This is a genomic window from Propionivibrio sp., from assembly GCF_016790145.1.
Classification (GTDB): domain Bacteria; phylum Pseudomonadota; class Gammaproteobacteria; order Burkholderiales; family Rhodocyclaceae; genus Propionivibrio.
Map to the genome: position 1 here is coordinate 1 of NZ_JAEUOI010000037.1, position 12596 is coordinate 12596.

Here is a 12596-nt window from a genome sequence, read left to right on the forward strand (position 1 = left end):
GTGAACGGCGCGGTTTCCCGGGAGATGTCCTCGGTCAACCAGCGCCTCTTCAACAACGTCTACTTCCGCGCCGTCGACGCGCTGCTCCTGCTCGCCAGCTATCGACTCTCCACCCTGCTCGAATGGCTGCCCTGGCTGGCGGTATTCGTCTTAGCTGCAGTCTTCGACGGCGGATTCGCGCGGCTCATCAAGGCCAAGGAATTCCTGCAGCAGGATCCCGAGATGTTCGCGCTGTACGCCAGCCTGGGGATCATAATCCTCTGCGCAACGGTCATCGGCTTCGTGCTGCCGGTGGCGCTGCATCCGCTGGTGCTCCCGTGCGTGCCATTAGTGGTCGGCGTACTGGCCGGGCGGGCGCTGGGGTGTTTTCACCGACGTGGATGAGGCATTACCCTGCGACGAGATCGGTGCGATTAACCGAAAGAAAGGTGCACTTTGATTGTCAGCGTCATGGCTACGTCGCTGAATGTCAGCATCACAGTTCAAACGAGACCGTCGGGCGATTGGTATCGATGACGGTACCTCGGCCTGACCGGACGTTGGCTGCTTGATATTTTGCGACCGGTATCAATTAGTCAGTGGACGTAGGCGAGTTGGTCTTGCCGAACGATTGCAGATCATCTAGGAAAGCCGGCGATTCAATTCTTGTGAAGCTGACAGCCCGGAAATGTAACATCACCTTTTTTAATCTGCATACTTCGTGCGAAATTTGCACGGCAAAATCGCAGGTCTTCGCGTCGCTAGAGTAACAACCAGCCGGACTTGATGGGTCGAAACAAAAAAAGTGGGAGACGAGCGCAGGTTTTTGCAGATTTCGTTATTCACTTCAAGTCCAGCAGATATTCACGACCGTTGCCTGAGCATGCACCTTCGGCGGTGTATCCATGTGTCAGCCAGCGGCAGTCGACCGTGCTGCCATCGTCTGCCTTTAGCGTCGATTGGACCTGACCGACATGTTTCCGGTGCGGGTAGGTCGTTGCGGCTTTTTGTTCCTTGTTCGGATCGCTCGTCCGCCATTCGCCACGATAGGTCTTGCCATCGAGGCTGACCTCGACGCGATGGGGTTCGATGAAACCGCGCGTTATGGTGCCGCTGACCTTCGCATCGGACCGGGGCGATTGCAGGGTGCCGGTGGACGAGCAAGCGCTCAACCCGAGCGCAATGCCGGCAGCGATTAGGATAATTTTCTTCATGGGATATTTCCTTTCATTCGTTGAATAAAGAAGTGGCTGGAAGGTGCCGGATCGCTGCCACGGCAAATCGCCAGTGCGGCGACGTGGGTGAACATGTGGGCCAAATCAGCGAGCAGCGCCAGGCTCTTAAACACGATGCCGGCAATGACTTCTGTAACGAGAAAGATGGACGTGAGGCCGAGTACCATCCACAGTGCGCGCTCGTTGCCGCTGTCGGGAATCGCGTGGTCGTGGCCGCCGCTCATGCGGCTGTTCCGGTGGCGGCCGTCGCGATGGCCGGCGCCGTCTTCGCAGTCCCGATCTTGTACGCCAGTAGGCGCAGGGCGTTGGCCACCACGATCAAGGTCGAACCCTCGTGGAACAGCACCGCCGTGCCGATGTTCAAACCGAAGATCGTGGCCGGAATCAACACCGCGACGACACCCAGGCTGACCCACAGGTTCTGCTTGATGATGCGGCTGGTGCTGCGGGACAGGCCCACCGCGAACGGCAACTGAGCCAAGTCGTCTGCCATCAGCGCCACGTCGGCCGTCTCCAGCGCCACGTCGGAGCCGGCCGCGCCCATGGCGATGCCGACCGTCGCGTTGGCCATCGCTGGCGCGTCGTTGACGCCGTCGCCGACCATAGCGACCTTGCCATGTTGATCGCGCAGTGCCTTGATCGCCTCCACCTTCTGCTCGGGCATCAAGTCGCCACGTGCTTCGGTCAGCCCCACGGTCTTGGCCACCGCGTCCGCCACCTGCTGGTTGTCACCGGAAATCATGATCAGCCGTTCGATGCCCAAAGCGCGCAGCTCGGCCATGACCTGCGCCGCCACCAGGCGCGGCGTGTCCATGACACCCAGCACGCCCAGAAAGCGCGTGCCTTGGCGCACCACCATCGTCGTGCGGCCTGCGGCGACGAGCTTGTCGTTGGCTGCCGCCACGTCCGGTGGCAGGCTTGAGCCCGCCATTTCCGAGAACAGGACCGGCTTGCCGATGTGCACCGTCTCGCCAGCCACCTGGGCTTGCACCCCGCGCCCGGTGATGCTTTTGACGTCGGCCACCGCAGGCGGCTTGACACGGTCGGCCAGCCGCTCGCGGGCGCCCAGCACCACGGCCGATGCCAAGGGATGGTCACTGTGCTCCTCCACCGCCAGCGCGAGCGCCAGCAACTCGTCTTCGTTTGCGCCTTGAGCGGCCACGGCGTCGGTCAGCTTGGGCTTTCCTTCGGTGAGCGTGCCGGTCTTGTCGAAAGCGATGGAGGTCAGTGTGCCCAGGTTTTCGAGCGGCCCGCCGCCCTTGATCAGCACACCACCGCGGCCGGCGCGAGCCACGCCGCTAAGCACGGCGCTCGGCACCGAGATGGCCAACGCGCAGGGGCTGGCCGCCACCAGCACCGCCATCGCCCGATAGAAGCTGGTGGCGAACGGTTCGTCGATCACGACCCAGGCAAACATGAGCAGACCGACAAGGCCCAGGATCGCTGGAACGAAGATGCGCTCGAATCTTTCGGTGAACTGCTGCGTCGGCGACCGCTGCGCTTCGGCTTCGGTGACCATCTTGACAACCCTGGCCATCGTGGACTGTTCGGCACGACGCGCCACCATGACCTCGATGGCGCCCGAGCCGTTGATCGTGCCGGCGAAGACGCGGTGCTCGGGCCCGACCTTGTCGAAGGCGGCGAGCGCGGCCTTGGCGGCGGCGTCGTCGCCGATGGGGCGCTTGTCCACCGGAGCGCTTTCGCCGGTGACGGGCGCCTGGTTGATACTGGACGTGCCGACCACAACCACGCCGTCGGCCGGCAGGCGCTCGTTGGGCCTGACGATGACCACGTCGCCAAGCTGCAGGTCGGCGACGCCGACTTCCTGCGTGCCGGCGTCGCGGCGCACCGTGGCCGTCTCGGGCGCCAGCTTGGCCAGCGCCTCGATCGCCTTGCGCGCGCGGCCCATCGCGTAGTGTTCGAGAGAGTGCCCCAGGCTGAACAGGAACAGCAACAGTGCGCCCTCGGCCCACTTGCCGAGGGCCGCGGCGCCGACCGCGGCCACCAGCATCAAGGTGTCGATCTCGAAGCGGCGTGCCATCAGGTTCTCGAACGCTTCCCTGACGGTGAAGAACCCGCCGAAGAAGTAGCCCGCGACGTAGCAAGCGGTGGGCAGCCACGCCGGCCCGATGCCGAAGCGTTCGAAAAGCCAGCCGGCAAGGAGCACGAGTCCCGCCATCGCGGCGAACACCAACTCCGACTGCTCGCCGAAAGGCCCACCGTGAGCGTGATCCGCGCCGCCCTGGACCCCCTTTGCGCCCTTGGCGTGGTCATGGCCGGCGTGATCGTGATCGGCGTGTTTCTCCCCAGGGTGGCTGTGGCCTGCCGGCTCCGCGCGTTCTGGCGGGGCAGCCGCGACCTTGGTGGCCGGATCAGGACCAGAGGGCGGGCGGCGTACGCCCAGCATGGCAACCTTGTCAAGCAAGGCCTGTTCGGACACCTGCTGCAGGTCGTACTCGATGCGCACGGCGCCTGAACCAGCCACATCGGCTTCCAGCACACCGGGCACAGCGCGCAGACCATCGGCAACGCGGCGCGCGGCCCGCGGGTGCAGGGCCTCGTCGGCCCGCAGCACCAGGTGCGCGAATCGGGTGCTGATGTCGGCGCCTGTCGAGCGCACCAGATCACGAACGCGGCCCAGCGAGACGACATCAGGGTCGTAGTGAATGCAGAGCTGGGGCCCTCCGTCCGCTGCACGGACGACATGAGCTTCGGCGATCCCCGGCCGCCCCGACAGTGCGTCGGTCAGACGCGTTGCGCAGCGGTCCTGCGCGTCGTCCACGCCGGGCAGGACGAGCGGCAGGTCCAGGCGCAGCTTGAGTGGTTGGGTCATGGCGCGGTCTCCTCAATATTCGCTGTCATGGGAGGTTCTTTCGTTCTTCAAAGTTGCTGGGGCATAAAAATGGGGGGCTACTGATGGGCACCGATGGGAATGGCGTGCATGACATCCTTCACATAGACCCAGCCCGCATCCGGCTTCCCGGTGCGGGCGTGCCGGCGAACGATCGCCACCAGCGCATCGACCTGCTCGTCCTCGCACAGCAGTTCCAGCTTGCACTCCCGGATCACGGTATCGCCGAGATCCATCGAGTAGTGCTGCTCGCCGGCATCGATGGCCACGAGCATGCCTTGTCCGGTGGTGACGAACAGATTGCAGACACCACCGGCCGCCTTGAGCGCCTGGATCACGTCGGCGGCGCGGTGCTGGTGAATGAATGCCTTGATCACTTTCATGTCGCTTCTCCTTTGTTCGTTTCCTGTCCTGCCATCGGTTTACTCGAAGCGGAAATTGACGTGCAACTCGTCACTGGTGACGCATTCCCCGGCGGGGGAATCGCCGACCGCCAGACCGCCGAGCACCGCAGCGTCGTGCCATTGCCAGCGAGCAACTCGGGCTTGACCGCATACACGAAATCGTCGGTATCGAGGCCGGAGGCGATCCGGTCCCAATGCTTGCGGTCGATTCCGTAGCTTCGCTTAAACTCCGCCAGGTTCTGGTTACGCTCGATGGCGAAGCCACGCGCCTCGAAACGTATCCCGCGAAATTCCAGCGCCATCGACGATCCCTCTGGCCCTTCGTGGCGGAACATGCCGGTCGTGATCTCCCGGTCGCTGTCCTCCCGAACCAGGCTGTGCGAATGTCCGGCACAAGCCGTCAGCACGAGGATTGCCAGACACGCCGATACTGCTGTCCTTGCTTTCATGATTTTCCCTTTCGTCTCGATCATGCCGATGCCGCCTTGCGTTCCCTGCGGGTTTCCAGCCACTCGTACATGAGCGGCAGGAGAAGAAGGGTCAGTGCCGTTGAAGTGAACAGCCCCCCGACGACGACCGTCGCCAACGGTCGCTGCGTTTCCGCCCCGACGCCTTGCGACAGCAGCATCGGGATCAGGCCGAGGATCGCCACCGAGGCCGTCATCAACACCGGCCGCAGACGCAATGCAGCTCCTTCGCGCACTGCCTCGCGAATGCTGAAACCCTTTCGTCGCCGATCGTTGAGGAAGGAGACCAGGACGATGCCGTTGAGCATCGCAACGCCGAACACGGCGATGAAGCCGATCGCCGAGGGCACCGACACGTACTGCCCGGTGACCGCCAGGCCGAAGACGCCGCCGATCACGGCAAAGGGGACGTTGGCGATGATCAGCGCCGCGTGGGCCAGCGAGTTGAACGCGGTGTAGAGCAGGATGAAGATCAGCCCGATGGTCAGCGGCACGATGACGGCGAGCCGGGCCATGGCCCGTTGCTGGTTCTCGAAGGCGCCGCCCCACTCGATCCAGTAGCCCTCGGGCAGCTTGACCTGACTGCGGATCTTCGCCTCCGCCTCCTTGACGAAGCCGTCCACGTCCCGGCCCTTCACGTCCATCTGCAGCACGGCATAGCGCTGCAACTGCTCGCGGCGGACGAAGGAATAGCCTTCGTCGGTTTCGACCGTGGCGACGCGGGACAAGGGCACCAGCGCGCCCGACTGGGTGCGGATCGGAATGTCGCTGATCGCCTGCGGGCTGTCGCGGAAAGCGGCGTCGAGCCGGACCTGGAGGTCGAAGCGTTTGACGCCGTCGATGACCGTGCTGACGCTCTTGCCGCCGATGCCGGCCTGAACGACTTCGAGGATCTCGTCGGCGTTGATGCCATAGCGCGCCGCCTCGTCGCGATTAACCTTGACGATCAGTTGTGGCTTGCCCTTGTTGGCTTCCAGCGCGAGGTCGGCGACGCCAGGAACTTTTTCGAGCACCTCTTTCGCCTGACCGGCCAGACGGTCGAGCGTGGTCAGGTCTTCGCCGTAGATCTTCAGGGCCAGGGTGGCGCGAACGCCGGAGATCAGTTCCTCGACGCGCATCTGGATTGGCTGCGTGGCGCTCAGGACGACCGTCGGAATGGCCTTTTCCATGAACTCCTGCATCTCTCCGGAAAGCGCGGGCATGCTGAGCTTCTTCGGCCATTCGCTCTCGGGTTTGACCTCGACTAGGACCTCCATGTAATTGACATCGGCGGTCTCGCCTTTTTCGGCACGGCCGATAGTCGCCAGCGTCGATTTCACCTGCGGGAAGTTCTGCTTCAGCAGCGCATCGAAGCGCTTGGACACGGCAATGCTTTCCTCCAGCGAGGTCGAAGGAATGCCGGTCACCCGAAACATGATCGAGCCTTCCTGCAAGCTCGGCATGAACTCCTTGCCGAGGAAGGGGAAGGTGGCGAGCGCCGCCACCAGCAGCACGACCGCGGCGCCGAGGACCTTCTTCTTGTTCTCCAGCGACCGGTCGAGCAGCGGCAGATAGAGACGCTTGGCCCAGCGCACGAGCAAGGTATCCTTCTCTTCCATCGGCTTCAGGATCAGCGCCGAGAGCACCGGTACCAGCGTCAGCGTCAGGATCAGCGAGCCGACCATGGCGAAGGTGATGGTCAGCGCCATCGGCTTGAACAGCTTGCCTTCCAGCCCGGTGAGCGAGAACAGCGGCAGGAAGACGACGATGATGATGAGGATAGCGAAGGCGATCGGATTGATCACCTCGCGCGCCGCTTCGAGGATGACGTGGGTCCGGTTCACTGTCTTGCCGGCCTGATGCGAGAGCAGGCGGAAGCCATTCTCGACCATCACGACAGCACCGTCCACCATCATGCCAATACCGATTGCCAGCCCGGCCAGTGACATCAGGTTGGCCGACATGCCGACGTATTGCATGAGGATGAAGGCGATGAGCATCGCCAGCGGCAAGGTGACGACGACGACGATCGCCGAGCGGATTTCGCCGAGGAACAGGAACAGCACGATGGCCACCAGGATCGAGCCTTCGAGCAGCGCGCTCTCGGCGGTCGTCAGTGCCTTTTCGACCAGTTCCGTGCGGTCGTACACCGCGTTGATGGACACCCCTTTGGGCAGCGCCTGCCGGGCCAGCGTGAGTTTCGCCTTGACCGCGTCGACGACGTTCTTGGCGTTCTCGTTGATGCGTGCCAGCGCCATGCCGAGAGCGACTTCCTTGCCGTCACGGGTCACCGCACCGAAACGCAGGCCGGGCGCTTCCTTCACTTCGGCGACATCGCGAACATAGATCGGCGAACCTTCGCGCTGCGTGATGACGACATTGCCGATATCGCGGGTGCCGGCGACCAGTCCCAGTCCGCGCACCAGGTACTGCTCGCGGCCGAGGTTCACGTACTGTCCCCCGACCTGGCGGTTGTTGGCCGCCAGCGCTTCCATCACCGTCTTGAAGCTGATCCCGTATTTGATCAGTTTGTGCGGTTGAATCAACACCTGATACTGCTTCTCGTCGCCGCCCCACGAGGTCACGTCGTCGACGCCGGCGGCGGTGCGCAGCAGCAGGCGCACGTTCCAGTCCTGCAGTGTGCGCAGGTCCATTGCGGATAATTTCTGGTCGGCCGATTCGACGGTGTACCAGAACACCTGCCCGAGCCCGGAAGAGTTCGGCCCCAGCGATGGCTCGCCGTAGCCTTCGGGCATTCGCGACTTGGCTTCGAGCATTTTTTCGCCGACCAGCCGGCGGGCGAAGTAGATATCGACATCGTCCTTGAAATAGACGCTGACGAAGGACAGCCCGAACAGCGACACGGAACGGATTTCTTCCACCCCGGGTAGGCCGGCCATCGCGGTTTCCATCGGGAAGGTCAGCAGTTTCTCGACGTCTTCGGCGGCGAGACCGGGCGACTCGGTATAGACGTTCACCTGGATCGGCGTCACGTCCGGAAAGGCATCGACCGGCACGGCACGGAAGGCCTGCACGCCGAAGACGACGATGAGCAGGAACCCGACCAGCACCAGGACCTTGTACCGCAGCGACAGATCGACAATCGAATTGAGCATGGCCGGTCCTCAGTGTGAATCGCCGATTTGCGACTTGAGCATTCGGGCCTTGAGCGCATAGGTTCCGGCCGTCACCACCCGTTCGCCGGCTTTGAGCCCGTTCTTGATCACCACCTTGTCGCGTAGTTTGTCGCCGAGCTCGACCACGCGCGGCTCGAAGCCGCCGTCCTCGGCGACGAAGGCCGTCGGTTGCCCCTGCATGAGCACCACCGCCTCTTGCGGCAGCAGCAGCGCCTTGTCTTTGTCGGCGATACCGCTCGTCCCGCTGGTACGGATGGACGCCGTGGCGAACATCTCGGGTTTGAGTCGGCCGCCCGGATTGGCGACCTCGACCCGGGCCTGGACCGTGCGAGTCTCCTTGTCCACCACCGCCGCGATGTAGGTGAGCTTGCCCTGGAAGCTTTCGCCGGGATAGGCGTCGACGGTCACCATCGCTTCGGCGCCGATCTTGACGCGGCCGAGATCCTTCTCGAACAGGTTGGCTTCGATCCACAAGCGCGAGAGGTCGGCGACCGTGAACACATGCTTGTCCGGGGGCGCCAGTTCGCCAAGGATGGCGTGCTTCTCGATCACCGTTCCAGCAAACGGCGTGCTCAGCGGAAAGGTGGATACGGCACGGCCATCGTCGGCCGGCGTCGCGTGCACGCCCAGCATGCGCAACTTGTCGCCGGCTGCCGTAAATGACGCCTTCGCCTTGTCGTACTCGGCGTGGGCGCGCAGGTGATCCTTCTGCGCGATGATCTGGTCGCCATGCAGCTTCTCGGCCCGCTCGAAGTCGGCCTTGGTCACCGCCAGCTGTGTCTTGGCCTGAAGGTAGGCCGAGTGCGCTTCGCCGACTTCCAGGCTGTCGAGCACAGCCAGCGTCTGCCCGGCCTTGACCTGATCGCCGAGATTCGCCTGGACCTTGACGATACGCCCGGGGACGCGCGGGGCGACGTGCGTGATGCGATCCTGATTGGGGCGGATGGTGGCGGTGACGATCAACTGCTCGCTGATTTCCTGCGCGGCCAGTTCTTCGACCTTGATCCCGGCGGCTTCGATCGCTTCGGCGCTGAGCTTCAAGGCTTCCCCTTCGCCGTGCTCGGCAGGCTTCTCGCCCGCCTTTTCCGTCGCTGCGCCGCTGGGTGCCGCCGGCTTCTGTGCGGCCGGCGCCGCTGCCGTCGCAGTCGGTGCCGACTCGGGCTTGCCGCAGCCCGCGAGGCAGAGGGTCGTCATGCCGATGGCCAGGGCGATGACCAGATCCATTTTCGCTGTCTTCATGGCTTCTCTTCCGATATGTTTGTTCGTAGGGCGGCCGATGGTCCGTTCGCCGCGTTTCATTTCGTGCCCGTCCAGCCGGCGCTTTGTTCCAGCTCGCTTCGGGTCAAGGCGTAATCGGTCATCGCGTCCAGCACCTCGCGGCGAGTGTCGAGAGCCTGCCGGGTGGCGAGCAGCATCTGGATCAGGCTGATCTCGCCGACGCGATAGGCAGTGGTGGCGAGACGCTGGTTTTCTTCGAGACGCTGTAACACCGACTGGTCGAGTCGCTGAACCCGTTGCCGCAAGCTATCAAGCTTCTGCCAAAGAGCCAGGACGCGCGCGCGCGTATCGCGTCCGACCGCCTGTTTCTCGATCTCCGCTTGCGTCAGATCCGCAGATGCCTTGCCGATGCCGGTGGCATTGCGGCGAAACAGCGGCAATGGCACAGAGACGCTCAGCCCGACAAGCTTCTCGCGGGCTTCGCCGGGGCCTTCACGACCCGAACCAAGTCCGATGGTGACGTCCGGGTAGGCTGCTGCGCGCTCCAGACCAAGCCGATTGCGCGCCGCCTGTTCGCGATGATCGATCGCGCGCATCCGGGGGCGGCTGGCCGCCGATGTCAGCAGTTGATCCAAGGTATAGGGCAGTGCCGGGTTAATTGTCAGCGCGCCTTTGACGGCAGGAAATTTCTCCGCTGGCAGTTGCAGCAGGGTGGCCAATTCGGCGCGCGCCTGGAGCAGTTGTTCGCCGACGATCTCGATCTGATTGCGTGCCCGTCCGAGCTCAACCTCGGCCAGATTGGCGTCGAGTTTGGTGTCCTCCCCGGCGGCAAAACGCTTGCGGGTAACGGCGCTGTTTTCCGTAATCAGCTTGACCAGACCTTCTTCCATTTCGGTCCGCGTTTGCAGGCTCACCACGCGGATGAATTTCTGCTCGACGTCGGCGCGTAACTGCAGTCGCGTTTCCTCGACCATTTCGCGCAGCGCCGCCAGTTCCTGTTCCGCCGCAGTTCGGCGATAACCCTGCTGGCCGGCAATCTCCAGCGTTTGCGTCAGACCGACGCCCCACTCGCGCTGTGTCCGATCAGCAAACCCCGGATCGGGAACCTCACGCCGCACGCGCTCGGCAAAAATTTGCGGATTGTTCCAAAGCACACCTTGCGTATCGGCGAGTAGACCTTCAGCGGCGGTGAGGTTGGCCTGCGTGTTCTTCAGCGTGGGATTGGCCTGTTCGGCAAGCTGCCACACTTGGTCCAAGGTCAGCGGAAGCTCGGCAGCCATAGCGGCGCTTCCGACGGGCGTCGGACTGGTGACCGCCTTGGCCGGGTACGGGGAGTTTTGTGCGTATGCGGGCAGCGTGGCGAGCAGCCCGAGCGAAAGCAATAGCGTCTTGTTCATCGAATTCCTCAGCAAGTTGAACCATGCAAAGAATCCGACGGGACGCGCCGACAGCCCGCTGGCGCGGACTTAGTCAGCCGTCAAGGACGAAAAAAGTGAAGCGCGTCCCGCCGGATCAGGCGAGGCGGGCGAGTGGTGGACGGTCGAAGGGATCGACGGTGGCGGAACGGAATTCCGCAACGGGTGGCGCTAGGAGCTGGGGCGGGCTGTTATCACCCAACATCGGCGACAAGGCAGGTACAAACGACGAGAACGACAGGTGGCAGAATCCGCAGTCGGGATCGATCTGAGAGCCGGTGTCAGTCGACTTGTCCGCCGAACGATCATGTTGATGCATGTGGTGTCCGAAATGCGCTGCCTTCGGAGATTCCTTCTGATGCTGGCAATAGCCGGCCGCCGCAGCGAATGCGGCGTTCAGCGAAAGCATGATCATCAGAAGTAGGATAAGGAAGCGTCTCATGGGCGATGCAGTATATAGCAGTCGGATATTCGGTTGCAAGTTGCGGTTGCGATCGCCTGTCGGGTGTTTCGCTTCGGTTTGACGATGGCGCTCGTCATTGGCTGAGCGAAGGCAATCGCTCGTCGTACAAAATTGGTGGCTTTACACGGGAACGAAACCGCAAGCACCATCGAATGCGGTACTTGGAACGTATCAGGAAGGTGCCCGTGGGCCGAAGTAGATGATCGCCATCCCCGCCAGGGCCACGCCGCTGCCGATCACGTCCCAACGGTCGGGGCGTATGCCATCTACCAGCCACAACCAGCCGATCGCCACCGCGATGTAAACGCCGCCATAGGCGGCATACACCCGACCGGCCGCTGCCGGATGCAAAGTCAGCAGCCAGGCAAACAAGGCCAGCGATACCGCCGCTGGGAGGAGCAGCCAGATCGGCCGCCCCTGTTTCAGGACGAGCCAGGGAAGATAGCAGCCGACGATTTCGGCCACGGCGGTCAACGCAAACAGAGCGGTGGTGCTGGCGAACTTCATCATGGGTGCCTTCAGTGCGAATGCCGGTGATGCATATCCGGGAAGTGCGGATGCGCATGGTGGGTCGCCGGATGCTGGTACGTTTGGATATGGCGGGTGCCCGGAGCGACCGGCTCGTCATGCGCGTGGTCGTGGTGCTCGTCACCGGTGCCGTGGTCATGCGCATAGCTGTTCATCCTGTGTCCGTTTCCCGCAAGGTACCCTTGCCCGTCGTTGCCGCGTGGCGCCGATCATCCTCGGTGTGGAGGTACCGGAAATGTGCAGCTACACATTGCGTTATCTGCATCTGGCGGGAGGGCATCCGGGGCCACGACCGACGCAGTAGCGCATCCGGCTGTGCAGCCGGATGCGGACGCTTCGTTACCGTGAAAAAGCATGGCTGAAAGGCAACAAAAAAACCTCGCGGCCAGAATGTGGCACGATGGGCAGTCAAAGAGCGAATCGGCGCGCCTCCACTCTGCCAAGCACCACCCCTGGTGCCTCTAACATCGGATGAGGTTACCGAAACCGTATTTTTTCATGTTCAGGGGTGGTGAATCAATCACCATGATGGGTTAGAAGGATGTGGGTCGGGATGGGTTTTCATGGTGTTCACCTTGTCGCTGATGCCATTAGAAACCTTTGAGCCACTACAGGGTCAAGCACGTAGAATGATTATTTTCCGTAACACACACAAGAAGGCTGGGTGATGAGAATTGGTGAACTCGGGCAAGCCACTGGCGTGGATGTCGAAACTATCCGCTACTACGAGAAAGCAGGTTTGCTGCCGGCACCGGCCCGTCACACAAACGGCTACCGTTCCTATGCCCCGTTGCATGTGGAACGGCTGGCTTTTATCCGCCATTGCCGTGCTTTGGATATTTCGCTGGCAGACATCCAGCGCTTGCTGGCATTTGTGGCGCATCCAGAAAGCGACTGCCGCAATATCGACCAACTGATCG

13 protein-coding genes are annotated in these 12596 nt (G+C 62.8%); 2 read left to right on the forward strand and 11 right to left on the reverse strand.

What is annotated here, in order from left to right; translation table 11 throughout:
* Window positions 1–384: DUF4400 domain-containing protein (locus tag JNM42_RS03805; protein ID WP_294266424.1), on the forward strand; the 384-nt coding region annotated here is incomplete at its 5' end.
* 437 nt (window positions 385–821) lie between these two features.
* Here JNM42_RS03805 and JNM42_RS03810 read toward each other — a convergent pair.
* The 11 genes from JNM42_RS03810 to JNM42_RS03860 all read right to left on the reverse strand — a co-directional run bounded on the left by JNM42_RS03810 (window position 822) and on the right by JNM42_RS03860 (window position 11831).
* A complete protein-coding gene (locus tag JNM42_RS03810) occupies window positions 822–1193 on the reverse strand; it encodes a lipoprotein (RefSeq protein ID WP_294266426.1) in 372 nt (123 codons plus the stop codon).
* On the reverse strand, window positions 1190–1438 hold the full coding sequence (locus JNM42_RS03815; protein WP_294266429.1) for a cation transporter: 249 nt from the start codon (window positions 1436–1438) through the stop codon (window positions 1190–1192). Before JNM42_RS03815 ends, JNM42_RS03810 begins: the two co-directional genes overlap by 4 nt.
* Window positions 1435–4047 (reverse strand): heavy metal translocating P-type ATPase, encoded by a 2613-nt coding sequence (locus JNM42_RS03820; RefSeq protein WP_294266432.1) that lies wholly within the window; start codon window positions 4045–4047, stop codon window positions 1435–1437. Before JNM42_RS03820 ends, JNM42_RS03815 begins: the two co-directional genes overlap by 4 nt.
* Before the next feature lie 77 nt (window positions 4048–4124).
* Window positions 4125–4448, reverse strand: coding sequence for a P-II family nitrogen regulator (locus JNM42_RS03825; RefSeq protein WP_294266434.1), 324 nt, complete (start codon window positions 4446–4448; stop codon window positions 4125–4127).
* Complete coding sequence (locus JNM42_RS03830) at window positions 4445–4942, reverse strand: hypothetical protein (RefSeq protein ID WP_294266437.1); 498 nt, start codon at window positions 4940–4942, stop codon at window positions 4445–4447. Before JNM42_RS03830 ends, JNM42_RS03825 begins: the two co-directional genes overlap by 4 nt.
* Window positions 4939–8031: a CusA/CzcA family heavy metal efflux RND transporter gene (locus JNM42_RS03835; protein ID WP_294266441.1), complete on the reverse strand. Its 3093-nt coding sequence runs from the start codon at window positions 8029–8031 to the stop codon at window positions 4939–4941. Before JNM42_RS03835 ends, JNM42_RS03830 begins: the two co-directional genes overlap by 4 nt.
* A 9-nt stretch (window positions 8032–8040) precedes the next feature.
* Complete coding sequence (locus JNM42_RS03840) at window positions 8041–9291, reverse strand: efflux RND transporter periplasmic adaptor subunit (RefSeq protein ID WP_294266444.1); 1251 nt, start codon at window positions 9289–9291, stop codon at window positions 8041–8043.
* 56 nt (window positions 9292–9347) lie between these two features.
* Window positions 9348–10667: a TolC family protein gene (locus tag JNM42_RS03845; RefSeq protein ID WP_294266447.1), complete on the reverse strand. Its 1320-nt coding sequence runs from the start codon at window positions 10665–10667 to the stop codon at window positions 9348–9350.
* A 115-nt stretch (window positions 10668–10782) separates the two neighbouring features.
* Window positions 10783–11127: a DUF2946 family protein gene (locus JNM42_RS03850; RefSeq protein WP_294266450.1), complete on the reverse strand. Its 345-nt coding sequence runs from the start codon at window positions 11125–11127 to the stop codon at window positions 10783–10785.
* Window positions 11128–11319: 192 nt separating this feature from the next.
* Window positions 11320–11655 carry a YnfA family protein gene (locus tag JNM42_RS03855; RefSeq protein WP_366504398.1) on the reverse strand — a complete coding sequence of 112 codons (336 nt, stop codon included), beginning with the start codon at window positions 11653–11655 and terminating at the stop codon, window positions 11320–11322.
* A gap of 11 nt (window positions 11656–11666) precedes the next feature.
* Window positions 11667–11831 (reverse strand): hypothetical protein, encoded by a 165-nt coding sequence (locus JNM42_RS03860; protein WP_294266454.1) that lies wholly within the window; start codon window positions 11829–11831, stop codon window positions 11667–11669.
* A 512-nt stretch (window positions 11832–12343) separates the two neighbouring features.
* Between JNM42_RS03860 and JNM42_RS03865 the strand changes: the two genes are divergently transcribed.
* Window positions 12344–12596 (forward strand): MerR family transcriptional regulator (locus JNM42_RS03865; protein ID WP_294266457.1); only part of this gene is annotated, 253 nt, incomplete at its 3' end.

What these genes read in the sequence shown, in the direction of transcription:
- JNM42_RS03845 (WP_294266447.1), bottom strand. Translation starts at nt 10,667, where the DNA reads ATGAACAAGACGCTATTGCTTTCGCTCGGGCTGCTCGCCACGCTGCCC.
- JNM42_RS03860 (WP_294266454.1), bottom strand. Translation starts at nt 11,831, where the DNA reads ATGAACAGCTATGCGCATGACCACGGCACCGGTGACGAGCACCACGAC.
- JNM42_RS03810 (WP_294266426.1), bottom strand. Translation starts at nt 1,193, where the DNA reads ATGAAGAAAATTATCCTAATCGCTGCCGGCATTGCGCTCGGGTTGAGC.
- JNM42_RS03840 (WP_294266444.1), bottom strand. Translation starts at nt 9,291, where the DNA reads ATGAAGACAGCGAAAATGGATCTGGTCATCGCCCTGGCCATCGGCATG.
- JNM42_RS03850 (WP_294266450.1), bottom strand. Translation starts at nt 11,127, where the DNA reads ATGAGACGCTTCCTTATCCTACTTCTGATGATCATGCTTTCGCTGAAC.
- JNM42_RS03815 (WP_294266429.1), bottom strand. Translation starts at nt 1,438, where the DNA reads ATGAGCGGCGGCCACGACCACGCGATTCCCGACAGCGGCAACGAGCGC.
- JNM42_RS03820 (WP_294266432.1), bottom strand. Translation starts at nt 4,047, where the DNA reads ATGACCCAACCACTCAAGCTGCGCCTGGACCTGCCGCTCGTCCTGCCC.
- JNM42_RS03830 (WP_294266437.1), bottom strand. Translation starts at nt 4,942, where the DNA reads ATGATCGAGACGAAAGGGAAAATCATGAAAGCAAGGACAGCAGTATCG.
- JNM42_RS03825 (WP_294266434.1), bottom strand. Translation starts at nt 4,448, where the DNA reads ATGAAAGTGATCAAGGCATTCATTCACCAGCACCGCGCCGCCGACGTG.
- JNM42_RS03855 (WP_366504398.1), bottom strand. Translation starts at nt 11,655, where the DNA reads ATGAAGTTCGCCAGCACCACCGCTCTGTTTGCGTTGACCGCCGTGGCC.
- JNM42_RS03835 (WP_294266441.1), bottom strand. Translation starts at nt 8,031, where the DNA reads ATGCTCAATTCGATTGTCGATCTGTCGCTGCGGTACAAGGTCCTGGTG.